We start from the raw sequence: 24899 nt of genomic DNA, 5'->3' as shown, positions 1-24899 counted from the left end.
TAGATTGTGTTTGGTTTTTATATTCGGATTTTGGGGGATGTCATCATTGATAGAAAAATATTTTGATTTAAAAGGAAACGGAACGAACGTTAAGACAGAGATAATAGCCGGCTTCACTACCTTTTTGACTATGGTATATATCGTTATAGTAAATCCTGCTATTCTTTCAGCTGCAGGAGTTCCATTTGAGCAAGTATTTGTAGCAACAATCATCGCTGCTGCAATTGGAACATTAATGATGGGTCTTTTCGCAAAGTATCCGATAGCTATTGCACCTGGTATGGGTTTAAATGCTTATTTTACTAGTGTTGTAATTACGCAAGGTTTAACATATGAAGCAGTATTTGGTACAGTGTTTTTAGCTGGTATTATTATCATTATTTTAAGTCTAACGAAATTGAGAAGACTTTTAATTGAAGCAATACCAGATCCGCTAAAATACGGTATTACGGCTGGGATAGGGTTATTTATTGCATTTATTGGTTTGCAGATGGCTGGTATTGTACAACCTAGTACCGAAACATTAGTGACACTTGGAGACCTTACTAATCCAATTGCTGCATTGTCAATTGCTGGTTTATTAATTACGCTAGTGTTAATGGTTAAAAAAGTAACTGGTGCATTATTTTTAGGGATGTTAACAACTGCTATTATTGGCTTTGCATTTAATATGTTACAATTTGACGGTGTGTTTTCTTTACCCCCATCTTTAGAGTTTATCCCTATTGGAGTTGCAGTTGAAGGGGTTATTGCAAATGGATTGTATGCAGTAGTTTTTGCGTTTGTTCTTGTTACGATATTTGATTCGACGGGTACATTAGTTGGAGTATCCGAACAAGCTGGATTAATGAAAGATGGGAAACTTACTCGTACAAAACAAGCAACTTTATCGGATGCCGTAGCAACAACAGTTGGAGCGTCACTAGGGACAAGCCCATCTTGTGCGTACATTGAATCTTCTTCTGGTGTAGCAGCTGGAGGAAGAACAGGACTAACTTCTGTTGTCGTAGGGCTTTTATTTTTAGTGGCACTTTTCTTCTCACCTGCTATTATGGCTATTTCTTCTTTACCAGCAATTACTGCGCCAATTTTAATTATAGTAGGATGTTTTATGATGGAAGGTTTAGCGAAAATTAATTGGAAAAACTTTGACGAGTCGTTTCCTGCATTTGCAGTCATTTTAGCAATGCCATTAACGTACAGTATCGCTACAGGAATTGCTATCGGATTTATTACGTATCCAATCTTAAAAGTAGTGAATGGGAAAGGAAAAGAAGTACATCCGTTAATTTACGTATTCGGAGTAATCTTCCTAATTCAAATGATCTTTTTTCCTGCACATTAATAAATAAAACGAAGCCGTATGAGATAAATTCTCATGCGGTTTTTTAAATTCATTCATTTTTTGTTTATTCATATACATATGTTAATAGTGGAGAAGTTTAATTATTTATTAAAAAGAGGAGGGAAGTTGGGATGTATTATTATTATCCGTATTATCATTCCCCTCAATATTATCAGCAATATCCTACCAACCATAGAAATCAAAGTAGTTCGAATGCTGAACATGTACATTTTTACAGACAGTTTCAACCAGTTTTTCAAAAGGTGTGGGGAGTAATACAAGATGAACTAGAGCCAATTTATGCAAAGTTAATGGAATATAATATGATTCGATTAACTGCTAGAACAATCATTCAACAGATGGTCTTATTTACAGTAGTAAATGCAAAGAGTGTATCTGGATCAACCAATCAAAAAGTTAATCAGTTATGGGATAAATTTAAAAATCAAAATTCGTGGGTAGTTCAATTATTAGAATCTTATCGTGTACCAAGTACTGAAGTTGAACAAATAACAAAACGTGGGTTTAGATTAACATTAGAAAACTTAGACTATTCACCTGAGAAAGAATGGAACGATTGGGAGAGTTTAGGGGGACAGCTAACCTCAGGACCATCTGCAAGTTCATGGGAAGCAAATCGACTGGATGTATTTGCTCGTGGAACGAATAGAGAACTTATTCACAAGTGGTGGGATGGAGCGCAGTGGAACGACTGGGAAGTATTAGGTGGGCCAGTCACTTCTTCTCCTGCTGCAGTGTCTTGGGGGCCAAATCGAATAGATGTGTTTGCAAGAGGGGAGAATCAAGCTCTCCTTCATAAATGGTGGGATGGCGAAAAGTGGAATGATTGGGAAACACTTGGAGGTGTACTCACTTCATCCCCTGCTGTTAGTTCTTGGTCTACTAATAGATTAGATGTCTTTGGGAGAGGAACAGATCGAACGTTGTACCATAAATATTGGAACGGAACAAGATGGAGTGATTGGGAAAGTCTGGGTGGCACTTTAACTTCTGCTCCCGGCGCTGTATCATGGGGGCCAAATAGAATAGATGTATTTGCAAGAGGAAGTAATCAAAATTTAATTCATAGATCTTGGGACGGAAGCAGTTGGAGCGACTGGGAGAACCTTGGAGGTACTTTAAGCTCCAGTCCTAGTGTTGCTTCAAAAGGTGTAAATAGTTTAGATGTGTTTGCTCGTGGAGAAAACTTTGAGTTGATTTATAAAAATTGGAATGGAAAGCGTTGGAGTGAGTGGGAGCAAATAGGTGGCCAACTTTCCTCTGAGCCAACTGCCGTCTCCTGGGGCCAAAGTCGCTTAGATGTATTTGCTCGAGGAGAGAACAATGAACTTTTACACTTATGGAAAGACTAAGTTTCAAAAAATGATAAAAATTTCACCATATTCTGCATGCACAAGATAGTAAAAATGTAGTTGTCTTGACCTGAGCACAGTTCAAGTAGGTGAGTCCGTTTCATAATGTATGACTACTATACGAAAAACGAATGATAGCATCGAATTCTGTATTTATACACTTTAATAAACGAACATATTATTTTGTATTTCACTAAAATATTCGTTTTTCATTAAACGAACCGTAATTATGGACTTGATTGAGGTACTAATGTTTTTATTACACTACCGATAAAAAGAAAGCGGGAGAGTTAGAAATACATACTCTCCCGTTTGTTATGTGAGCAATTTTTATAAATGCGTTTGTTTAGTACTCATATATAAGGAAATGGAACTTACTCATTTCGATAATGTATTTTTACTTCTCCTTTATTTGGATTTACCGTATACCAACCTCTTGTAAGTTTATTTGTTTCATTGTTTATTGTAATCTCATCGTATACGTGGTAAACATAAAGTTTTCCATCCAAACCTTCAAATGTAATTTTAGAATCAGTTGTTGGTTGTAAATTAATATGTTTTCTAACAAGTTCTTTTCCTTCCTCTTTAGTATAAAAACTTTTAGGGTTTATTTTGTCTTCAAGATCAATTTTGGCATGATTTTTAGCTCCAATTATTACTTCATTATTAGTTGGTCTTTGACCATCATACATCGTATTCGTTACCGCATCTGGTCCCCCCCTATCTGCTCGAGGTGAACAGGAAGTGCTTATAATTAACATAAGTAAAATGCTAATGGTCATCATTAGTTTTTTTTCATTCATAATAAACATCCCTTTCGGTTCTATATATGGTTAGTATGAAATGACATATCGTCTTTCATACGAAAGAAATGTAGAATGTTTATTTTAATTATCAATAAGAATATTACGGAATGTTTTAGATGAAACTTTTAGTGAACCATGAATTCGTTCATGAGCATATTATTTTTATTATTTATTTAAAATTATTATAATCTAGTTGACAAGGAAGAAGGATGGATTTATAATAAAATCTATATTAAATAATAATTATTCTAATTTATAGGTGAACTAATAATTGTTGTAAGGAGATGTATGTAATGAAATTAAGAGAAGAAATGCCAGAATTAAATGCTGCTACAGAATGGATAAATGATGAGGTGACAAAGGACGAGCTATTGGGGAAAGCTACATTAATTCATTTTTGGTCGGTAAGCTGTTATATGTGTAAAGAAGCTATGCCAGAAATCAATGAACTACGTGATGACTATGACGATGAATTAAATGTGGTTGCTGTTCACATGCCAAGATCAGAAGATGATTTAAACATTGAAGTAATTCGTTCAATGGCTTTAGGACACGATATTACACAACCAATCTTTGTTGATAGTGAACATAAATTAACAGATGCTTTTGAAAATAAATACGTTCCAGCTTATTATGTATTTGATGAAGAAGGAAAACTTCGTCACTTCCAAGCTGGTGGAACAGGAATGCAAATGCTAAAGAAACGCTTAAACAGAGTATTAGGCAAAGAAGAAAAATAAACAAATATGCAACAAGGGAGAAAAAGCTAACTAGCTGCTTCTCCCTTTTTTATTACAGGAGTGTTAAAGGTGCCTGGCACCTTTAACACTCCTGTAATATTTCTGTTTTGTTTGTAATGATACTGTTTCCGCCCATTTTATTATTATTTGTTAAACAGTTGTCACAAATAACATACGATATAATAATTTAGAATGAAGGCGGAGAGGCGAATGGTATCTAAACAAATTACTATCACTTTGAATCAAGATTTGTTTCCAAACGTTGCTAATTTTTTTGTACAACAAGCTAGTAAGTTTCAATCAGACATAAAAGTCGTCAGGCATACTGCTACGATAGATGCAAAAAGTATTATGGGTTTGCTTTCCCTAGGTATTTCAAACGGTCATGTAATAACGATAAAAGCAGAAGGATTAGATGAAAAAGAAGCGGTAGAAGTTCTTTCATCTTTATTGAAAAATGAAATAAGTTTAAGTTAATAAAAAATCGGTTAAGGAAGAGAGGGGCATTTTGCTCCTCTTTTCCTTTTTTTCGTATATCGTTATTGTGGAATTTTCCAGTTACAATACAGTCATCTTTAATTACATCTCTTCGAATAGTTTTTCGTACTAGAATGGAACACACCTATTAAAAAGGGGAGGAAAAAGATGGTTAACAACCGAAACGCTTTTTTTGATAATGCAAAGTTTATCCTCATTTTCCTAGTTGTATTAGGACACGTAATATCCCCGTATCGAGGGAATGAGGAATGGTTAGGAGCTATTTATCATTTTATTTATATATTTCACATGCCAGCTTTTATTTTATTAGCTGGTTACTTTAGCCAAAACTTTCAAAAGAAAAAGTACTATACCAAAATAGTTACTCAATTACTTTTTCCGTATTTAATATTACAAACGGTTTACACAGTTTACTATAACAACTTGTATTCGAATACTGATTTTACTTTACAATATTTTACTCCACGATGGGCAATGTGGTTTTTACTTAGTATGATTGCATGGAAATTACTTTTACCTCTTTTCACTAAATTACGACCTGCATACGCAATAACACTCTCCATTATTATTGGTATTTCTGCAGGGTTTATCGAGGTACCTGACAGGTTCTTAAGCTTAGACCGAACGTTCAATTTTTTTCCGTTCTTTTTAATAGGTTATTATTTGTTTAATACTTCTGCTTTCGAGGAAATAAAAAAGAAGAAATGGTTAGTACCTGCAGTAGGAACATTAATTATTTCTTTTACTGTGGTGTATTTTATACTGGGTAATATAGTTGGAGCATCCATTCTATATGGCACATATACTTCAAGTTCGATGATCGATATCGTAATTCGGTTAGTTATGTATACAATTAGTTTACTTATAACTTTTTCTTTCTTTACAGTCGTGCCGATAAAAGAGAGGTTTTACACTGCTATCGGACAACGTTCGTTTTATGTTTATATACTACATGGATTTATCATTAAATGGGTTTTTGAAACGAACTTTGGCCAATCCATTCAGTCCGTTTTTGATTACCTTCTACTTTTCTTATTGAGTATTTTTGTTACTTGGTTTACAGGGAATAAGCTAATCGTATTTCTAGTTTCTAAACCATTTCAAGCACTAAGAAAATCGATGTGATTATAATAAAAGGGATGACGCCTAGTCATCCCTTTTACCATTCATAACACACTAGCCTTTATTTTGTACTGGCTTGCCTCCACCAAAGTAAAACAAACCGACTAGTAAGAAAATTGTCATAACGATTGTTGCGAAAATTAGAATGGCCACTGGTCCGAATTGATAAATTAGCGGCAATGATGCAGCGGTAAACAGCCCTCCGCCGACAAACGGCTCAAACAAAAGTTGTTTATATCCGAACCCTTCTAATGCAGGAGACTTATTTTCAGGATCGGCAATTTTCATTAATAATAGTCCAGTAGCTGTCATTCCCATCGCCTGCCCTAGGTCTCCAATTCCACGTTCGAACCAATATTGAGGAATCATTCGTGGAGCTAGCACAACAAAAGCGAAAACATTCCAAATAATTGCCGCAGTTGCTAAAATGAGAAACGGAGCAAGATTATCTCCTATTACGGCTAACGAAAGGGAAGCAAGAGCACTAACGATTAAAACATCTAATGAAAATCCAGAAATTCGATTAACAATTTCTCGATTAATGTAGCTTGCCTTACCAGTCTTATCTAAGTAAATCTGAATGAGCATTCCGCCAAACATTGCAAGTGGGAAAAGTGGGACGTACGGAAAGAGGTATGTTCCTGTCCAAGCTCCCCATGTTACTCTCTCTAATAATATTAATAGTTCAAGCAACACATATCCTAGAGCGATAGCAACACCAACTATTCCTAAATGAAAAGCTAGCGGTTCAATCGATTCGGTCCTTTTCGTTTCTTTTGCTGCCATTTCCCGCTCTTCTAGTTCAACTATTGCTTCTTGTTTTTCTTCTGAAAGAGAATCAGCATTTTTTACAAATTTAGCTCTACCAGTTCTTGCCCCCCAGTTAATTAAGATAATGCCAATAATGACACCAGAAATAATACCGATAGTAGCTAAACCTACCGCAAGATCAGCACCTTCTGCATAGCCTAAATCTTGAAAAGTCCCTGATAACCCTGCTGCTGTTCCATGCCCGCCCACGAAGCTAATTTCAATGAGAGCCCCAGCTAGCGGATTGACCCCGAAAAAAGGTGTTAAAACTAAAATTACTAATAGTAACCCTACAACGTATTGTCCCCAAGAAACGGTTTGTCCCATAATAACTTGAGGTCCAGCTATTAACCATATTTTCTTCAAATTAGGTACAACTTTCCCTAAGAAAAGTGCAGCAAAAACAATATTGATAAATAAACCAGGTAAAGTCCGCCATACATCTAAAATGAATAAAGGAAAAACGCCATCATAAAAAAACGAACTTTCATCAATAAAAGGATTTATTATTCTTCCTAAAACTTCTGGTCCAACTAGCAAAGCTACTATACCTGCAATAATAGAGCTAGGTAAAAATAATCTTTGCAAAAGTGGTGTTTTTACACGAATGATCTTTCCTAAAACTAATAATATTCCTAAAACGACAAAACTAAAACCGATCATATTTGCACTCAAAAAAATCCTCCTTTAAATATTTTTTTCTATGTATAATTCAGTTTTTCCATTCCCTCTCAAAACTTCTTTAAACATAAATACAATGGTAAAAGTGTGCATATGTTGTTATGAAAGGAAGGGATTATGATGACAAATAAAAAAATTACAACTGTTGGATATGTACTATATGCTTTCATGACATTTTTTGTATTATGGTTAGCTGTCAAGCTACAAAGAGACGTGTCTTTATATAGTATATCAAATTTTTCCTATTATCCTTATATTGTCTTTACTGTTATTTGTTCCTACGTATTAGGAATGTATTTTTCTATACCTCATCTATTAAAAGAAGTGTTATGGAAAGAGGGAGAGTGGTGTTTTAATCGAATGAAATTTCTCAGTTGGTCGTTACCATTATTGCTTCTATCTATCTTACCTCTAATCACATTTCGAAACTCTAATGCTTTAGAGTTAGTATTAACACAATCTAAAATGTTAATCTACTATGAAATGAATGGGTTGTTAATTGGTATTTTAGCTATTTATACATTTTTTACATGTATAAATAGAAGGCTATGTTAAAGTTCGTTGTTGATTTCCGTGCAAGGCTTCGCTTTCCGCGGGCGGTAAAAAGGAAGGTTATTTTCACTGTCGTGAAAAAACCTACTCCTCGGCACAAGCGCCTGTGGGTCTCCCGCTCCACGCTTTTCCCGCAGCACAAGGAAGGTTGCGAAGCGACACATCCTTCGTAAGAAAATGCGTATTCATTTTCGAGGAGTCTCAGCCTTGCACGGAAATCAACAGGATTAGTATTTAATTATCAACCATAAGCTTTATATAGCTAAAAAGAAAAGAAGAGTCCCCGTAAGAGGATGGCTCTTCTGATTAGAGAATCTGCACCTTTTCATCCTTGCTTCGTATCTTTTTTAGAAAGTGTTAGTTTATGAAAAGACCATTGACCAATAATGACAACTAAAGTAGCCATTGAAATAAGAGTAGGTAATATATGTGTTAATTTTGCTAATACACTAAAGAGTATCGTTAACGTAGCTGAAAAAAGAAGTAGTGTGAGGAAAGATACTTTTTGAAAGAGATGAGTTAAACAATAGCTTCCAAAAAAAATGAGGAAAGTTAAAAGTAGAAAAAACAGTACCGTTGAAAGAAAACCCATTCTTACATGCCTCCGTATTCTTCTAAAGTAAAAATAATGTTTTATTATTTTACACAATAATCGAGAGAGATATGTATGAAATCATAAAAAAACTTAGGATAGATTACTCCATCCTAAGTCAAAAAAAGGGATTAAAACATGACTTTGCATAAAGTGGAGGGGCAAACCTCGTGTGTCAAAAAAATGCAAAGTCTTTTAAGACATCCTCATTATAATTGGAATTTCTTACTATGACAAGTAATTGTATCTATATGACACAATTTTTTCGAAATTAAAATAATTTATTAATCTTCTTCAATATTTTGTAACTTTTTGTAAGTTCCTTCGTCTAATATTATGGGGGGACTGGTATAATGAAAAAATACATATTTTCTTTTGCATTTATCGTATTAATAGTAATTTCACTAAGTAGTTATAGTAAACAAGCTAATTCAGAAGCAAGAGATATTTTACGACTTTTTCCCGAAGCAAATATATTAATGTGGGAAGAAAAAATATATATTACGGATGTGGAATGGTTAGAAAACATTGATCTTGAGCAAGGTGAAAAGATTGGAAAAGTGACCAAACAAACAAAAAGAGCTAGGAACTTTAAAAATGGAACTTCTACTCACCTTCCCGTTGGCACTGAAATTTATCGTGCAGAAGGAAGAGATAGTTTTATCATTGTAATAGAGGGAGAGTCCAAAAAGAAATATGTGAATTTGCTAGATGGCTAGTTTACTATAGTTACTGAGGCAATCAAAAAAAGCAGCCATAGCATTAGCTAGACTGCTTTACTCGTCTCATTTAATTGAACCTTCTTTAAAAAGTTTAGACAAAGTTCATTAAAGACATCGCTTTGTTCAATGTTACAAACGTGTCCGCAATTAGGGATTATCTCCATAATGGAATTATCTTCATTTGCTACATAATTTACGGTATTATCTAAAAACATATGATCTTCCGAGCCAGAGATATAAATCTTTGGAATCGTATTTTTCGTTTTCATTAATTGTTCATAGGTCTTAAAGCATTTCAATCCTGAATGAATCCAACTGATATAAGCTTCTTTTGAAAGTTTATATGCTTCTTTCACAAATGCTTTTCGAGAATTAGAGTGATTTTTTTTAGGTAAAAGAACTCTAGCAAATACTTTATAAGGCACCATATGAGGTAAAATAGTTCGTACAGGATAAAGCATAGAAAGCTTAACGAGAACCTCTCCCCATTTTTTTAGCTTTGGTGTTGCACCACCAAGTATCATCGATTTAATTCTTTCCGGTGCAAGTATAGCTACCTCTTGCATGATAATTGTTCCTAAAGATATGCCGATAAAATGGGCAGACTTTATTTTAAGTTGATCCATCACTTTAACGGTTTGCTCTGAAGCATATTCAAATAGATTAGCACCGTCTATAAATGGTGATTTTCCATGCCCAGGTAAATCAAGTAATAATAAATTATAAGATTCTCTTAGTGGTTTTAATTGTTTATAAAAAATGGAGGCGTTTCCGCCGAAACCGTGTAAAAAGATAATCCATTCTTTTGAAGTTGCATGTTTTATTGTTTTATAGTGCATAGCGAACCTCACTGTCATTAAGTTTATATAAACGATATTTAATACCCTTACTGATAATTTTAAAACATTTAGTATACAGTATACACAAAATTGTATAGGTTTCTCAACCTATCATACTAGGAAAATATGAATATTTTCTTACAATCTATGAAAAAGAAACCACTTCTTACTAAATAATAGAAAAATAACTAAATATATACAAAAAGTTGTTGTGTTAATATTTGTTTTGGAAAAATCGTAAAATTTTGGAGGATTTAGCATGAAGAATTGGAAAAATATTGCCATCATTATATTGTCTTTAAGTGTTATTTTTTTGACCTTTAAACAATACGAAACAAATCAGTGGGAAAAAAGACAATTAAGCCTATATGTTAACCATTTGTACTATTCGATTGATGGTTTGCTATATTCAATAGAGCAAATAGTAAATGATCCAACTAATGAGTTAACAGAACAAAATGTTAAAATTATAGATCAGAAAGCTAGAGAGCTAGAACATATAACTAGGTCAGGTGTCTATGTTAATGAGGATCTATATAGAGGTTATGGGGCTAGTTATATTATACTCTTCGTTTTATACGGGGGGATAATTAATTCTAATGAGGTAGATGGCATTTGGAAAGATGGAAAGTATAACGAAGAAATGGGAGTAATGCTAGAGTATTTATATGAGGATATAAAGACTGTACATGCTATGTTATATTCAGAACAGACACGTCAAGAAAAAGAAAATGCTACAATAGATGATGTTAATAAAGTAGCAAAATATTTATCTTCAATAGAATCATTTCAATATTTATCAAAATATAAAAGACAACAAAATAGATAAGGTAGTTTTTATTATTAATACATTTCAAGCGGTTGATTTCCGCGCAAGTCGTAGACTCCTGCGGGAGTAGCGGGGGACTGGAGACCCCACAGGCGAAGCCGAGGAGGCTTGCGCGGAAATCAACAGCGTGTTTAAAAGAACCTACTTTGAAAAATTTGTACCAAATGGGATAAGATAAATTATAGAGAATATTATTAAAACAAGGGAAGTGGCAAAATGCCTTCGATTGTACTTTTTGATGGTGTTTGTAATATGTGTAATGGTGTTGTTAAATTTATTTTTAAAAGGGATAAAGATAGAGAGTTTTATTTTGCTTCTTTACAGAGTGATAGAGGACAACGAATACTTAAAGAACATCATGGAAAACAGGTGGATAGTGTTGTTTTACTTCGTGATGGCCAGCTGTATTATTTTTCAGATGCTGCCCTGCATATAGCTAAAAAGCTGGACGGTGGATGGAAGTTGTTTTTTATTTTTATCGTCATTCCAAGAAAACTTCGCGATTTAATTTATAAATTTATAGCCAGGAATAGATACAAATGGTTCGGAAAGAAGGAAGAATGTATGCTTCCAACGAAAGAAATGAGAGAGCGTTTTCTAGAATAGAATTTGTAAAAGTGGGGAGATAAAAATGAATCCTTTTTTTGATCCGAGTAATGCCTCTAATAGTTCTATCTTTTTTTCAACTTCACATATTGTTGTACTTGGTGTTATGTGCATACTTATCTCATTATTGTATATCTTTAGAAAACAAAAGTGGATGAAGTCGAAAATAAGGTGGGCGATTTTACTATTACTTATTATCACGGAGCTTGGATTGAATATTTGGTATTTCTCAACAGATTATTGGAACGTTATGTATACATTACCGTTTCAATTATGTTCCATTAGTATTTATTTATGCGTATGGATGCTCCTGTTCAAACAGAAACTTATTTTTGAAATGGTTTATTTTCTAGGGTTAGGTGGAGCAACTCAAGCGTTACTTACTCCAGAACTATTTTTTGACTTTCCTCATTTTAGATTTTTACATTTTTTTATTGCTCATATTTGTATTATTTTAGCAGTGTTATATATGGTTTGGGTGGAAAAGTATAAAATAACTTTTTCTTCCTTGTGGAAAGCGTTCTTATGTTTACAAATAGTCGCTGCCTTTGTATTTTTAATCAATAAGTGGACATTAGGAAACTACATGTTTTTAGCAAGAAAACCCGAAAACCCTAGTTTAATTGATTTGTTAGGTCCATACCCGTGGTATATCTTATCCTTACAAGCAGTTGTACTAGTAGTATTCTTCTTACTATATCTCCCTTTTTCCCCCATTTGGAAAAAGAGTATAAATGTTAAGAAACAACAAGAAAGCAACTAAAGAAAGGTGCCGGCAAGTTTAATTTGCCATCACCTTTCTTTTTTATTTGGCTATGTTAAAGGTTGCTGTTGATTTCCGTGCAAGGCTTCGCTTTCCGCGGGCGGTAAAAAGGAAGGTTATTTTCACTGTCGTGAAAAAACCTACTCCTCGGCGCAAGCGCCTGTGGGGTCTCCCGCTTCTCCCGCAGGAGTCTCAGCCTTGCACGGAAATCAACAGGTAAGTATATAAATATCAACACTAAGCTTTAACACAACCTTTTATTTAATAAGCTTACTCTTAATGAATTTATACGCTCCGAAAAAGATAAAGGCGAACGCTGTTACTATTACAATATCAATTAAAATTTGCATGTTTTCTTGTCCCTTCGGTTATATTCACTAACTCTTATTTTACTAATGAAACATAATAGAAACAAGGTTAAGTAAGTATTATGTTGTAATAATTGAAATATTTCTGTAAATATTTCGTAAAATATTCTGTCAAATGATCTCCTTCATACATAACTTGTATTAAGGAAGGAGGAGTTAATAAGTGGAAGAAATTCGTCATATGCTTTTGTTACTTTCGTTCATATTATTGTTTTTCTATGGACTATTAGCTGGTTTAACGTACACAAGTATCCAGACTCAAATAGATAAAATGGAAGTGTTAGAGGAACAGTATATCCAACTTGAAGAGTCTGGAAATACTCCATACGTTTTTAAGCAAAGCTATATAAGAGAATTTACAACGTACGAGAGATTGCAGTCAAGGATGCAATCGTTCTGGATGAAATGGATTTTCGATTTTCCTGATTTTAAAAGTCCATAATCAAATACCACCATTTCGGTGGTTTTCTATTTTTCTTTTCTTTATAATAAATATAATAAAAAGGTTGAGGGTGAAGGACTTGGAAACTTTTATACATGTAGTTTTATATGCAATTTTATTTGTAAGTATCATTTCTTCCATATACGGTTGGTTTAAGGTGAAAGTGTTTTTTTATAACAAAATTTATATAGTACCCTTTTTGTTTTTTCAAATTGGAACGTTTTTACTGACAATCGCAGTTTTCATTATTAGAGGATGGACTGGGTTAGATGTTGGAATTATTGGCTTTCTCTTTATGGGTATTGGACTCATTTCAGGTACATCTATATACATTATAAAAAAACTAAAAGGAAACATGTAAATAAATACGGTTAGTAGGAGGAACAAAATGTTTGATGAAATTCAAGACCATTTAAAACATAATTTGAATATCCTTTTTGTTGGATTCAACCCTAGCATTCGGTCAGGCGAAACAGGTCATCATTTCGCAAATCCAACTAATCGTTTTTGGAAAGTTTTATACAGGGCTAATATTACGCCAATCTTATTAGAAGGTGAAGAAGACTATAAGCTGCTCGAGTTTGAATGTGGGCTTACAAACATTGTGGCTAGGCCAACCAAAGCAGCAACTGACATTACGAAAGAAGAGTATGAGGTAGGAAGAGTTATCCTAAAGGAGAAAATAGAAAAGTACAAGCCGAAAGTAGTTTGTTTCGTTGGAAAAGGTGTTTATGAGCAATTTGCGCAAAAAAAATCTGTTCCATGGGGAAGACAAGATGTTTCCATCGTAAAAGGGACGATTGATTTTGTAGCACCTTCTTCAAGCGGATTAGTTAGAATGAGTATAGATGAGATTACCGATATATATAAGCAAATTCATAATTTATTCTAGTAAAGGGATGAATCTGCTAAATAGATTCATCCTTTGAGCTATTGAGAATCCTTTGGTGCCACTAACTCTACTTTCATTCGATCAGGGTCTTCAAAGAATACAGCATAATAATTTGGTCCACCAGCATATGGGTGCTTCTCTTTATATAGAACGGTGTAGCCTTTCATTTCCAATTTAGTTGTTAGCTCGTCAACCTGTTGTTTTGATTGTGCGTGAAAAGCAAGGTGATTTAATCCAACACGGCATCGGTGATATGGAATTCCTAAATGTTTTGCTTCAGCTTGAACAAACACAATATATGTTTCATTCTTCTTCCAACTAACACCTAATTCCCATTCTTGATATTTATCGTAGTTTAGTTCTTCTCCTAACAACCAATCCCAAAACAGTCGACTCTTTTTTAAGTCAGATACGTATATTTCAATATGATGAATCATGATCCTGCACTCCTTTTAAAAAAGAATATCATATTTTTGCATATTTTAGTAAGTTGATACATTACAGATTATGGGAACGTGATATATACTAGAATAGTAGAACGGTAGAGAAGAGGAGAACCATTGAAAAAGAAGTTATTAAAACTTATTAAAGTAATAGGAATCCCACTCGTAATCTTTTGTAGTATATATGTATTAACGATTCATTTAGTTATTAGCAACACAGCAAAAAAACAACCGCCAGAGGATTTAGATTACATCGTTGTGCTTGGTGCGAGGTTACATGGCGAAATAATGTCGCTTGCCTTGCTATATAGAGTAGAAGCAGCTTTGAAATATTTACAAGAAAATCCAAATACGTATGTCATTGCATCTGGTGGACAAGGTCCTGGCGAAACCATTACGGAAGCGGAAGCGATGAAAAGATATTTTGTGAAAAATGGGATAGCAGAAGAAAGAATAATAGAGGAGAAAAAATCTACTACCACCTTAGAAAATCTTTCGTACTCTAATGAATTTATAAGTGAAGGATCTTCAGTTGGTATTGTAAGTAATGATTTTCATCTATTTAGAGCAAGCTTTATTGCTAAACGGTTAGGTATACATCCATACACCATTCCAGCCAAAACCCCAACTGTCGCTAAACCTAAATCATGGAGTAGAGAATACATAGCTGTTATTAAATCATACCTTTATGATAGATAAACAATAGAAATGTAATTCACATTCCTGTAAACTATTAATAGAGAAATGAAAGGGAGTTATACATATGTTATTAAGGAAACTAATCATCTTAACTTTCATTACTTTATTACTTTCTGCTTGTGCAGAAATAAGTATGGAAGAGGAAGACAAAATTATTGTGGATGCTTTTCAAATCATGGACTATATAAAGGGCAGTAAATGGGAAGAGCTATCAGAGCATGTACATGAAGACGTAGGTTTACTTTTCTCTTTATATGCAAAAGTAGATGAAAACGACGTTGTCTTTTCAAAAGAGCAAGTAGCACATATTGAAAAAGACACTGAAGTATACAATTTCGGTCATCACTTTGCTACAGATCATACGTATGAAATGACCGCAAAAGAATTTATTCAAGAAGTATTATTACGTCATGAGTTTGGATTAAACAAAGGACAGGAAATTGAATACAGTGACACCGCCTTTAACACTTCTCAAGTGAAAAGTGCAGGCGTTATTAATAATATTCATGAAGTGTACCCTGAAGCTTTCTACGTTGAATTTTATAGTCCTTCAACAGGAGAAATGGTTGAAGAAGATTGGCAGGCCCTTCGGTTTGTATTCCAAAAAGAGCGAAGACATTGGTATTTAGTTGCTATCGTGAGAGATCTTCATTCTCCTTAATCTAGGAAAAATTTAAGCAAACTATCATTTTTTCTATGAATCACTGCATATAATGTAGTGATTCTTTTTATTTTTGGACAACTTGTTGAAAAAATAAGTTTAAATATGTGCGTTGTTTAAAAATCCCATTTATAAACAATTCAACTACTATTCTTACTAAGTAACTATTCTAGGGGGAAAAAATACATGATTAATGAGAAACCTACTATTTGGGACCATCCCATATGTCTTTTTGGAATACCGACTCTTATTATGACAGGTGGAGTATTTTTATTAGTGATGACAAATGCACGGAACGGAGCATTGCAGTTTATTCCTGCGATTTTTATTTTACTCGGTTTGGCTGAATTAGTTCGTTCTGTTGCTAGAATGCAATATGTGCTTACAAGAAGGCAACAAACGGAGATAAACCAAAAAAGTGGCTATGGAACTTACATATTAAGTTTTATCACGACTATTATTTCTATCCTGTTTTTTGTTATGGGAAAGATGACACTAGAAGCGGTTTTATATATTCAATTAAGTATCGCCATATTAATTTATCCTATCTTACAACTAGTATTTATTGTAAGAGACAGCTAAGTTGTAACGAGCAATCTACTTTAATAGTGTATCAAAGATAGACTAATAGAAAACATCATTAGGAGTGAATAGAAAATGAGAGGGAAATCTATTATTTTTACATTTATTGGTGTAATATTAGTAGCAAGTTTTCTGCTTTTATGGAACCCTCATGTTCGAGGTGTTGTTAAGATACACGCTACGAATTCTTCTTATGCATTACTTACGGATTCAGGTAATAAGGAAACATTAATGAGTAAATGGGATGATGGGGAAGGACTATTTACTATACTAAACGAATTAGAAACAAATGGGTGGCAATTAGAAGAGCAAACGGGCAATTTATTTTTATATGTTAAGTTAGAAGAAGTAAAAATAGTTACCATTAAAAAATGGACAAACCACTATGTAGTTGCAGAAATAGTCACAGGGGGATAAGAGGATGAAACAAACGCCAACTCTCGAGTCAGATAGATTGCTTTTAAGAAAATTGAAAATGAATGATGCTACAACAATATTTCGTTATTTCTCAAATCCGGAAATGACGAAATATTATGGAATGGAACCTTTTGTAACAATTATTGAAGCAGAAAAATTCATTAAAGACTTTTTAGATGAATATACGCTTATTTTAAGATGGGGAATAGTGGAGAAAAGCACAAATAAGTTAGTTGGAACATGTGGATACCATGCTATTTCAGAAAAACATATGCGTGCAGAAATTGGTTATGAAATTGACATAGCTAGTTGGGGGAATGGGTACGCAACAGAAGCTATTACAAAGTTAGTTGAATACGGGTTAAACGAAATGAAATTACATAGAATCGGTGCAAACGTGTTTCCAGAAAATAAGTCATCAAGAAGGGTATTAGAGAAAATAGGCTTTAAACATGAAGGGCTGCTCCGTAATTATTTATTCCAAGGTAGTAAATCTCACGATGCAAATGTCTTTTCTATCATTAACACTTCTTCTTAACTATAATCTCATTCTTCAGACGGATAAATATTCATTCTTGTATACGAAGAATTAATTCCAACGCTGTATTAAACTATACTTAATGTGTATTAGACGAGAATGAGGGAGGAAAAACATAATGCAAACTGAGCAAAAATATGATGATTTACGAATAAACGGTAGTATGGTTGTAACAGGTGGGACATTTAACACTGTAGCTGTAAATGGTAGTGCTACTTTGAACGGAGATATTCATTGTAAAGAATTTAAGATAAATGGTACATGTGAAGTAAAAGGAAGCCTTAAAACGGAAAAGGGTACTGTTCGTGGTAACGCTGAAATTAAAGAAGATTTGTATGTTGGCGATTTTAATATTTACGGAAACGCTTCCATGAAAGGGAATATGTTCGCCTCTAGTTTTAACGTGAAAGGGGCTTGTGATGTCGGAGAATCATTATCTGCTGAACATATTCCAACATATGGTAGGTTAAGAGTTGGAGAGAATTGCCAAGCAGAAGATTTTTATTCAGAAGGTTATTTTGAAATTGGTGATACTTTAAAAGCTAACTCAGTGGAATTAATTATTCGTAATCATTCAAAAAGTTCTGTAGAAAAAATATTTGCCGAGAAAGTACGTGTTAAAATGCAAGAGGACAACACGTTAGTAAAAGTGTTGAAATCAATATTTTCAAGTAGCACTTCTCGTGGAAGGTTAAAAATTGAAGAAATTCACGGTGAAACCATCACATTAGAAAATACTAAGGCAGAACTGGTAAAAGGTAACAATGTTACACTAGGAAAAAATTGTATAGTAGAACTAGTAGAATATAGTGACACGTTAAACATAGTAGCTAATGCAATAGTCAAAGAATCACGTAAGATCGAAAAATGAATTTTTAGAAGCGTAAGCATAGTTTATTGCTTTCTCTTTTTTTTATGGTATAAGGTTTTTTACGTTAGAAAAGGGTAAAATAAAGTAGTATATTTTGGATTAACAAGAAAAGGTTGTATATAATGTACCTATAGTACATGAAATAAAGGAGGAATTAGTTTTGCCTAAAGCTGAAGAAAAATTAAATCAATCATTAATAGACCTTTTACAAGGTGAGAAAATTGTTTCATTAATTACAACAGATAGTAAGTCAAATAAGCCAAACTTAAGTATCGTATCATGGTTAGTAGCTCATCAAGACGGAAAGACAATTAAATTTGCACTTGGCCATAAAGCAGAAAGCGCATTTAATATTGAGAAAAACCCTGACCTAATACTAGGTGTAATTGGGGCAGGGAGCTGCTACTCTATAAATGGTAAAGGAACGGTATCGGATACCATTGATAAAACGATGAAATACAAAATTGTAACCGTTGAAGTAGAATCAGTAGAAGATGTTATTTTTTATGGTGGAAAAATCACATCAGAACCAAACTATGAAAAAACATATGATGCAGAATTAGCGAAAAAACTCGATGATGAAGTTTATGAAATGTTAAAAAACTAATACTTTTGTGCGAGCCTTTACATAGAGGCTCGTTTTTTATATACACTATATAATCTTTATAAATAGTATTAAAGTAGTAATTATTTGAAAATTTCTTTGTTTTTTCTTTATATATTTTTTTTCTTTGATAAAATGAAAGGAGAAATGTCGAAAAAAGGCGAATTGATACATGGTATTTGTTTGTAGGAGTGATTATAGTGAGTAACTGTAATGGAGAAAAAATAGAGAAATCCATATCAAATTTAATTCAAAATCTAGGACAACTTTATGAGAATTGGTTTACGTTAAAATTTGTCCCACCAAATGAATTTATCGTCATGGAGAAAAAAGTAGGAATTGGTACATTTACAGAATGGTCTCCAACGGTAGGTAATGAAATTGTGGTAGAAAGTATATTTCCAAAGTTACAAAAAAAGCTACGAAATGTGATGTTTTCGTTACAAACATCTACATATCGTGAATCGATCATAAGTAATCAAAAATCACTCGTGATAGATATAAACATCGTTCCATTTCAAATAGAAAAAGAGTTTTTATTTGTTTTATTATGTAAGGATGTAACAAAAAAGGTTCAACAAGAGGCGGAAAACAAAGAAGGATTAAAAAGGTTACAACGCGCTTTACTTCTTGAGTATGAAATGAAAACAGCTATCCGCAAAAAAGAATTTGAAGTATATTACCAACCTAAGTTACATATGAAGGCCAATAAAGTAAACTTTGAAGCGTTAATTCGTTGGTTTAATCCGAGAATAGGGGAGATTGAGCCGTCAGAATTTATCCCATTAGCAGAGAAATATAAATTAATTGAACCAATTACTAGTTATGTTTTTGAAAGAATTGTATCTGAATATGCTGTATTATCAGGAACTTTCCCTAATGCAGTAGTAGCGATAAACCTTTCTCCAGATTTGTTAACAAAGAAAGAGTGGATAAACAGCCTTCCTTCCCTGCTAAATAATTTTGGAGTGCAACCTTCTTCTTTTGAATTAGAAATAACAGAAAAATTTGTACATGCTAATGAAAGTATAAAAGAAGGTATGGAAACGTTAATATCATATGGATTCACCATTACATTGGATGATTTTGGATCAAAATACTCTTCTTTACAATACTTACAAGAAATTCAGTGTCATAAAGTAAAAATAGATAAAGTGTTCACTAGAAATATGCAAACTGTCATAGAAGAAAGGAAAATATTTAGAAAAATAATTGATTTTTCTCATAGTTTAAATCTAGAGGTAGTAGCAGAAGGAATGGAAAGCGAACAACAATTTGATACGTTGTTTTCATATGGATGTGACGAATTGCAAGGCTTTTGGATTGATAAACCGATGGCCTTAACGTCTTTGTTAAAGAAGGCGACAAAATATTCAACGTTAATAGAACAAAGAAAAAAATGAACATTAAGAAACGCTAAGTGAGCCAATGACTTAGTGTTTTTGCTTTGTATACGAAATTTTATGATGATTAGAAAAGGAAGAACATTCTTTTTGACGAATTAGTAAAGAACGGGATACCATAGGTTGTAGTTAATAGTAGCAAACCTTGTATATAGACATAATCTGAAAAAAACGAGTGGTGTATATGAATTTTAATGAATTATCACAAAGATGGCACAATCGATTGCTTAGTAGAAAAAACAATATTAGAGCAATTATTCTCTTTTATATTTTCTTCTTTATTACGTTTATGAGTTTTTATTTAACAATAGGAGTAGGAAAGTGGTTTGATGTATTATTTATCGTTTTAACCGCATTACTTACAACCTTTGTTGCCTACTATGGATTTTATTTTATTATTTGGATATTTAAAAGCTTTCCCAATTACTTCTTAGCTTTACTAGCTGCAGTTACTCTAACTTCTTATGTAGTTAGCCTATTCTTAGGTCCGTTTTTTGCCTATATTGCATATGGAATTATAGGTATAAGTGGATTGACTGCAGTCATTTTCTATCTCTTAAGAAATATTCAATTGAACATTTTTGTCAAATGTGCTATTGGATTATTCGTTTTTTCCATTCACATATTAGGCATTTGGATCGTTGCCAACCCTGGTACAGAAGGACAATGGAACAATACAAACATAAAAGAAAAGGGAGAATATAATCAATTACTGGACAGTGGTCCATACAATGTACAGGCATTTACATATGGTAGTGGTGATGATAAACAGCGAAGCGAATATCAGGATGGTATTACATATCAGTCAGATAAAGTAAATATACGTTCTTTTACTGTTCAACCGAAAGGATTGAATAAAAAATTTCGAGAATGGTTTTGGGGTTTTGACTTTTCTAAAGTTCCGTTAAACGGACGAGTTTGGATGCCAGAATCACAAATCGAACGATTACCACTAGTGCTAATCGTTCATGGAAATCATAACATGGTGAAGTTTTCAGATGAAGGGTACCAATATCTTGCTGAACATTTAGCTAGCAATGGCTATATAGCAGTAAGTGTGGATGAAAATTTTTTAAATTCGAGTAAACTTGGCCATGTTGGTTGGGATAATGCTGCAAGAGCATTAGTGTTATTAAAGCATTTAGAACAGTGGGAAAAATGGAATAATGACAAGGACCATGAGCTGTATAATAAAGTGGACTTTGAAAAAATTGCGCTAATCGGGCATTCAAGAGGTGGGGAAGCTGTTAGCCTTGCTGCCTTGTTTAATGAATTAACTCTCTTTCCTAACAATGCAAGAGTATCGTTAGACTTTAACTTTAATATAAAGTCTATCATAGGCTTATCCCCTGGTGATAGACGATTTCAACCAGGAGGAAAGCCAACCGAACTACAGAATATAAATTACTTAACGTTGCAAGGATCAAATGATACAGACCATACAACGTTTAACGGGATGAGGCAATACGAGAAAGTAAGTTTTTCGGATGACTTTGACGGGTTTAAAAGTAGCATATATATATATGGTGGAAATCATGGACAGTTTAATACAAGTTGGGAAACAGACCGGACGGCTCCGTACTCATGGATAGTGAATAGAACAGAAGTAATTGACCCTAATATGCAAAGAAGAATTACACAATTTTATATACTTTCTTTTTTAGAAGCAACGTTAAATGATAAACAAGAGTTCCGGGGATATTTCTCTAATAAACAAAGTGCGTTATCAAACATTCCAACAGATATTTTACGTATACGCTATGAAGATAGTACGTTCCTACCTATTGCTACGTTTGAGGAAGATGTTGATGTTACAACGACAACTATCGATGGTGGGGAGATTATTGGAACAGGTATGCGTGTATGGAGAGAGGCTGCTATTTTACTGCGAAATAGTGAACCGCAAGAAAATCAAGCAGTGAAATTAGGATGGCAACAGTCCAATGCCAGGTATGTTGTAAAGCTTCCAATAGAAGCATTAGTAAATGCAAATAGCGATACTGTTTTACGTTTTGATGCCATTCAATTACATGAAGAGAAGTATAGACAGTTCGGGGTGCCATTGAAAGAAGAAGTGAAAAATGAAGCTATACCAATTACAGTTGCGTTAAGACCTTCTGGTGTTCAAAGACATGATAGTAGAATTGCTACAAATATATGGATTGAACCAACCTATTCATCCAACCTTTATAAATGGAACTGGTGGAATAACTTGTTAGGCAATAAGTATGAACATGTATTACAAACTTATGAAATACCTCTTTCGACGATAATAGACTCTTTTAAGTCTAAAAATTACGATGACATTGTAGAAATTGAGTTTCAGTTTAATCATGGAAATAATGGATTAATTTATCTTGATCAAATTGGTTTTTCGCAAAAATAATATACACATTAGCTCCCGAAAAAGTATGTTATAACATCATGCTTTTTCTGGGAGTTTTTTTGTGTGAGTTAGAAACTATCTTACATAGGGTATGGAATTTAGTATTTATTACAAACTATTATAGAAACAAAAGAGTTGACTATCTTGTATATACAAGATAATATTTATTTTGAGTTGTATATACAAGTTTCGTGTTTTTATTGTTGTAAATGTAAGCGGTTATTTACAAACTACTGGAGGTTTTATATATGTTTAAAAAACTATTCGGACTAAAAGAAGAAACAACACAAGTAAAAGAAGAAGGGATTTTTGCCCCGTTGTCTGGAAAGGTTGTGGAATTAGAAAATGTTCCTGACCCAACTTTTTCTCAAAAAATGATGGGCGACGGACTTGCCATTGAACCTACAGAAGGTAAGGTAGTTTCGCCGGTTGATGGTGTAATTGTTCAATTCTTTCATACAAAACATGCTATTGGAGTTAAATCAAGAGCGGGTGCTGAGATTTTAATTCATGTTGGTTTAGAAACAGTAGCTATGAATGGAGAAGGATTTAAAGGCCATGTGAAAGAAGGAGACAAAGTTAAGGTGGGAGATCTACTAATAACTTTTGATTTAGCCTTGATTAAAGAAAAAGCAGCAAGTACCATTACTCCAATCGTAATTACTAATGGAGAAATAATTGACCAAATGGAAAAGAAAACAACAAATGATGCAATAAAAGGTGAAACAGAAATAATTCATTTTTCTGTAAAGGGATAAATTACAGGGGGAGCTATTAATGGATATTAGAAAATCAACAGAGCAAATTATTGAAGCAATCGGAGGAAAGGAAAACATTAGCGCTGCAACACACTGTGTAACTAGACTTCGATTAGCTTTACATGATGAAGGTAAAGTAGATCAAGATGCATTAGAAAAAATTGATGTTGTAAAAGGTTCTTTTTCCACTAATGGACAATATCAAATTGTTATTGGTAATGGAACAGTTAATAAAGTTTACAAAGAAATGGTAACCCTTACTGGGATTGGTGAAGTTTCAAAAGATGAAGTGAAAAAGGCTGCTGAGAAAAATTTAAATCCAATACAGCGCGCAATAAAAGTATTGGCAGATATCTTTATTCCAATTTTGCCAGCAATCGTTACAGCTGGTCTATTAATGGGGATAAACAATTTATTAACGAATGCAGGTATTTTTTATGATAATGCTTCTGTGATACAAATGCATCCACAGTGGGCAGACTTAGCTAACATTATCGATCTCATTGCAAATACAGCATTCGTATTCTTACCAGGGCTAATAGGTTGGTCAGCTGCAAAACGATTTGGCGGAAGTGAGTTACTTGGTATCGTTTTAGGGCTAATGCTAGTTCATCCAGGTTTATTAAATGCTTGGGGTTACGCAGAAGCACAACTTGAAGGTGAGATGGAAGTTTGGAACTTGTTTGGATTCGAAATTGATAAGGTTGGTTATCAAGGACAAGTTTTACCCGTTTTATTTGCAGCCTTTGTATTGGCGAAAGTAGAAAGGTTTTTAGCTAAACGTGTGCCAGATAGTTTTCACTTGTTAGTTGTACCACCAATTACTTTATTGTTTACTGGATTTTTAACATTTATAGCAATCGGTCCTATTACGTTTACAGTTGGTAATTTCTTAACAGGAGGATTCGTTTCCTTATTCGAAGCTGTGCCGTTTTTAGGTGGTTTAATTTATGGAGGCTTTTATGCACCATTAGTAATTACAGGTATGCATCATACTTTCTTAGCAGTTGATTTCCAATTAATTGCAACGATTGGCGGAACTTTCTTATGGCCAATGGTAGCTTTGTCTAACATTGCGCAAGGATCTGCAGCATTTGCAATGATGTTTGCGACGAAAGACGAAAAGCTTAAAGGTTTAGCTTTAACATCTTCTATATCTGCATGGCTTGGAATAACAGAACCTGCTATGTTCGGAGTAAACTTGCGATATCGTTATCCGTTTATTGCAGCAATGATTGGTTCAGCAACAGCAGGTATTATCATTACAATTGCCGGTGTATTAGCACCAACAATCGGAGTAGGTGGACTACCAGCATTCTTCTCCATCCCGAATGAATTTTGGCCAATCTTCTTCTTAGGAATGGGGATTGTACTAGTAGTACCATTCACACTTACATTTATCATTGCAAAATTCAAAAAAGAAAAAGGCAGTTAAATTTGGCTATGTTATTGCTTAAGGTATATTTTAATTAATTATAAGCTGTTGATTTCCGGGCAGGCTGAGACTCCTGCGGGAGAAGCGGGAATCGGGAGACCCCACAGGCGCTTGCGCGCCGA

At 33.7% G+C, this 24899-nt stretch carries 29 protein-coding genes; 24 read left to right on the top strand and 5 right to left on the bottom strand.

Annotation, left to right across the window (positions count from 1 at the left end):
- Positions 1 to 46: 46 nt before the first annotated feature.
- Both CDZ92_RS08760 and CDZ92_RS08755 read left to right on the top strand, forming a co-directional pair.
- Positions 47 to 1345 (top strand): NCS2 family permease, encoded by a 1299-nt coding sequence (locus tag CDZ92_RS08760; protein WP_096154865.1) that lies wholly within the window; start codon positions 47 to 49, stop codon positions 1343 to 1345.
- Positions 1346 to 1476: 131 nt separating this feature from the next.
- Positions 1477 to 2718, top strand: a complete 1242-nt coding sequence (locus CDZ92_RS08755) for a DUF346 domain-containing protein (RefSeq protein ID WP_096154864.1) — start codon at positions 1477 to 1479, stop codon at positions 2716 to 2718.
- A gap of 374 nt (positions 2719 to 3092) precedes the next feature.
- Here CDZ92_RS08755 and CDZ92_RS08750 read toward each other — a convergent pair whose 3' ends face one another.
- Entirely contained in the window at positions 3093 to 3521 is a 429-nt protein-coding gene (locus CDZ92_RS08750) for a hypothetical protein (protein WP_096154863.1), read from the bottom strand.
- 296 nt (positions 3522 to 3817) lie between these two features.
- Between CDZ92_RS08750 and CDZ92_RS08745 the strand changes: the two genes are divergently transcribed.
- From CDZ92_RS08745 to CDZ92_RS08735, 3 genes are all read left to right on the top strand, one after another.
- Positions 3818 to 4264 (top strand): TlpA family protein disulfide reductase, encoded by a 447-nt coding sequence (locus CDZ92_RS08745; RefSeq protein ID WP_096154862.1) that lies wholly within the window; start codon positions 3818 to 3820, stop codon positions 4262 to 4264.
- A 210-nt stretch (positions 4265 to 4474) separates the two neighbouring features.
- Positions 4475 to 4741 (top strand): HPr family phosphocarrier protein, encoded by a 267-nt coding sequence (locus tag CDZ92_RS08740; RefSeq protein ID WP_096154861.1) that lies wholly within the window; start codon positions 4475 to 4477, stop codon positions 4739 to 4741.
- A gap of 168 nt (positions 4742 to 4909) precedes the next feature.
- The gene (locus CDZ92_RS08735) at positions 4910 to 5887 is read left to right on the top strand and encodes an acyltransferase family protein (RefSeq protein ID WP_096154860.1); all 978 of its coding nucleotides are present in this window, start codon (positions 4910 to 4912) and stop codon (positions 5885 to 5887) included.
- A 51-nt stretch (positions 5888 to 5938) separates the two neighbouring features.
- On the opposite strand, the gene CDZ92_RS08730 is transcribed toward CDZ92_RS08735, so the two are convergent.
- Entirely contained in the window at positions 5939 to 7369 is a 1431-nt protein-coding gene (locus CDZ92_RS08730) for a sodium/glutamate symporter (protein ID WP_096154859.1), read from the bottom strand.
- Between the two features lie 123 nt (positions 7370 to 7492).
- Between CDZ92_RS08730 and CDZ92_RS08725 the strand changes: the two genes are divergently transcribed.
- Positions 7493 to 7930: a hypothetical protein gene (locus CDZ92_RS08725; protein WP_141395209.1), complete on the top strand. Its 438-nt coding sequence runs from the start codon at positions 7493 to 7495 to the stop codon at positions 7928 to 7930.
- A 322-nt stretch (positions 7931 to 8252) separates the two neighbouring features.
- Here the strand turns inward: CDZ92_RS08725 and CDZ92_RS08720 are convergent, their stop codons facing one another.
- Positions 8253 to 8519: a hypothetical protein gene (locus tag CDZ92_RS08720; protein ID WP_096154857.1), complete on the bottom strand. Its 267-nt coding sequence runs from the start codon at positions 8517 to 8519 to the stop codon at positions 8253 to 8255.
- Between the two features lie 353 nt (positions 8520 to 8872).
- Between CDZ92_RS08720 and CDZ92_RS08715 the strand changes: the two genes are divergently transcribed.
- Positions 8873 to 9238, top strand: a complete 366-nt coding sequence (locus CDZ92_RS08715; RefSeq protein WP_096154856.1) for a hypothetical protein — start codon at positions 8873 to 8875, stop codon at positions 9236 to 9238.
- A gap of 47 nt (positions 9239 to 9285) precedes the next feature.
- On the opposite strand, the gene CDZ92_RS08710 is transcribed toward CDZ92_RS08715, so the two are convergent.
- Positions 9286 to 10080: an alpha/beta fold hydrolase gene (locus CDZ92_RS08710; RefSeq protein WP_157842735.1), complete on the bottom strand. Its 795-nt coding sequence runs from the start codon at positions 10078 to 10080 to the stop codon at positions 9286 to 9288.
- Between the two features lie 259 nt (positions 10081 to 10339).
- On the opposite strand from CDZ92_RS08710, the gene CDZ92_RS08705 reads away from it, so the two are divergent.
- From CDZ92_RS08705 to mug, 6 genes are all read left to right on the top strand, one after another.
- Entirely contained in the window at positions 10340 to 10909 is a 570-nt protein-coding gene (locus tag CDZ92_RS08705) for a hypothetical protein (RefSeq protein WP_096154854.1), read from the top strand.
- Positions 10910 to 11125: 216 nt separating this feature from the next.
- Positions 11126 to 11515 (top strand): thiol-disulfide oxidoreductase DCC family protein, encoded by a 390-nt coding sequence (locus tag CDZ92_RS08700; protein ID WP_096154853.1) that lies wholly within the window; start codon positions 11126 to 11128, stop codon positions 11513 to 11515.
- Positions 11516 to 11540: 25 nt separating this feature from the next.
- Entirely contained in the window at positions 11541 to 12278 is a 738-nt protein-coding gene (locus tag CDZ92_RS08695) for a YwaF family protein (protein WP_096154852.1), read from the top strand.
- A 531-nt stretch (positions 12279 to 12809) separates the two neighbouring features.
- A complete protein-coding gene (locus CDZ92_RS08690) occupies positions 12810 to 13088 on the top strand; it encodes a hypothetical protein (RefSeq protein WP_096154851.1) in 279 nt (92 codons plus the stop codon).
- A 79-nt stretch (positions 13089 to 13167) separates the two neighbouring features.
- On the top strand, positions 13168 to 13449 hold the full coding sequence (locus CDZ92_RS08685; protein ID WP_096154850.1) for a hypothetical protein: 282 nt from the start codon (positions 13168 to 13170) through the stop codon (positions 13447 to 13449).
- A gap of 27 nt (positions 13450 to 13476) precedes the next feature.
- Positions 13477 to 13980, top strand: a complete 504-nt coding sequence (mug, locus tag CDZ92_RS08680) for a G/U mismatch-specific DNA glycosylase (protein WP_096154849.1) — start codon at positions 13477 to 13479, stop codon at positions 13978 to 13980.
- Positions 13981 to 14018: 38 nt separating this feature from the next.
- Here the strand turns inward: mug and CDZ92_RS08675 are convergent, their stop codons facing one another.
- On the bottom strand, positions 14019 to 14417 hold the full coding sequence (locus tag CDZ92_RS08675; protein WP_096154848.1) for a VOC family protein: 399 nt from the start codon (positions 14415 to 14417) through the stop codon (positions 14019 to 14021).
- Positions 14418 to 14540: 123 nt separating this feature from the next.
- Between CDZ92_RS08675 and CDZ92_RS08670 the strand changes: the two genes are divergently transcribed.
- From CDZ92_RS08670 to treP, 11 genes are all read left to right on the top strand, one after another.
- Positions 14541 to 15122, top strand: a complete 582-nt coding sequence (locus CDZ92_RS08670; RefSeq protein ID WP_096154847.1) for a YdcF family protein — start codon at positions 14541 to 14543, stop codon at positions 15120 to 15122.
- Between the two features lie 64 nt (positions 15123 to 15186).
- A complete protein-coding gene (locus tag CDZ92_RS08665) occupies positions 15187 to 15783 on the top strand; it encodes a hypothetical protein (RefSeq protein WP_096154846.1) in 597 nt (198 codons plus the stop codon).
- A gap of 186 nt (positions 15784 to 15969) precedes the next feature.
- Positions 15970 to 16365 (top strand): hypothetical protein, encoded by a 396-nt coding sequence (locus CDZ92_RS08660; RefSeq protein WP_096154845.1) that lies wholly within the window; start codon positions 15970 to 15972, stop codon positions 16363 to 16365.
- Positions 16366 to 16440: 75 nt separating this feature from the next.
- The gene (locus tag CDZ92_RS08655) at positions 16441 to 16782 is read left to right on the top strand and encodes a hypothetical protein (RefSeq protein ID WP_096154844.1); all 342 of its coding nucleotides are present in this window, start codon (positions 16441 to 16443) and stop codon (positions 16780 to 16782) included.
- A gap of 4 nt (positions 16783 to 16786) precedes the next feature.
- On the top strand, positions 16787 to 17320 hold the full coding sequence (locus CDZ92_RS08650; protein WP_096154843.1) for a GNAT family N-acetyltransferase: 534 nt from the start codon (positions 16787 to 16789) through the stop codon (positions 17318 to 17320).
- A 118-nt stretch (positions 17321 to 17438) separates the two neighbouring features.
- Positions 17439 to 18191: a polymer-forming cytoskeletal protein gene (locus CDZ92_RS08645; RefSeq protein ID WP_096154842.1), complete on the top strand. Its 753-nt coding sequence runs from the start codon at positions 17439 to 17441 to the stop codon at positions 18189 to 18191.
- A 160-nt stretch (positions 18192 to 18351) separates the two neighbouring features.
- Entirely contained in the window at positions 18352 to 18798 is a 447-nt protein-coding gene (locus CDZ92_RS08640; protein WP_096154841.1) for a pyridoxamine 5'-phosphate oxidase family protein, read from the top strand.
- A 197-nt stretch (positions 18799 to 18995) separates the two neighbouring features.
- On the top strand, positions 18996 to 20198 hold the full coding sequence (locus CDZ92_RS08635) for an EAL domain-containing protein (RefSeq protein ID WP_096154840.1): 1203 nt from the start codon (positions 18996 to 18998) through the stop codon (positions 20196 to 20198).
- Between the two features lie 184 nt (positions 20199 to 20382).
- A complete protein-coding gene (locus CDZ92_RS08630) occupies positions 20383 to 22584 on the top strand; it encodes an alpha/beta hydrolase family protein (protein ID WP_096154839.1) in 2202 nt (733 codons plus the stop codon).
- Positions 22585 to 22832: 248 nt separating this feature from the next.
- Positions 22833 to 23342, top strand: coding sequence for a PTS sugar transporter subunit IIA (locus CDZ92_RS08625; protein WP_096154838.1), 510 nt, complete (start codon positions 22833 to 22835; stop codon positions 23340 to 23342).
- A 19-nt stretch (positions 23343 to 23361) separates the two neighbouring features.
- Positions 23362 to 24777: a PTS system trehalose-specific EIIBC component gene (gene treP / locus CDZ92_RS08620; RefSeq protein ID WP_096154837.1), complete on the top strand. Its 1416-nt coding sequence runs from the start codon at positions 23362 to 23364 to the stop codon at positions 24775 to 24777.
- Positions 24778 to 24899: the final 122 nt, after the last annotated feature.

The organism is Bacillus sp. FJAT-45066 (assembly GCF_002335755.1).
Taxonomy (GTDB): domain Bacteria; phylum Bacillota; class Bacilli; order Bacillales; family Bacillaceae_I; genus Bacillus_CD; species Bacillus_CD alkalisoli.
This window is presented reverse-complemented; position numbering and strand designations above follow the sequence as displayed.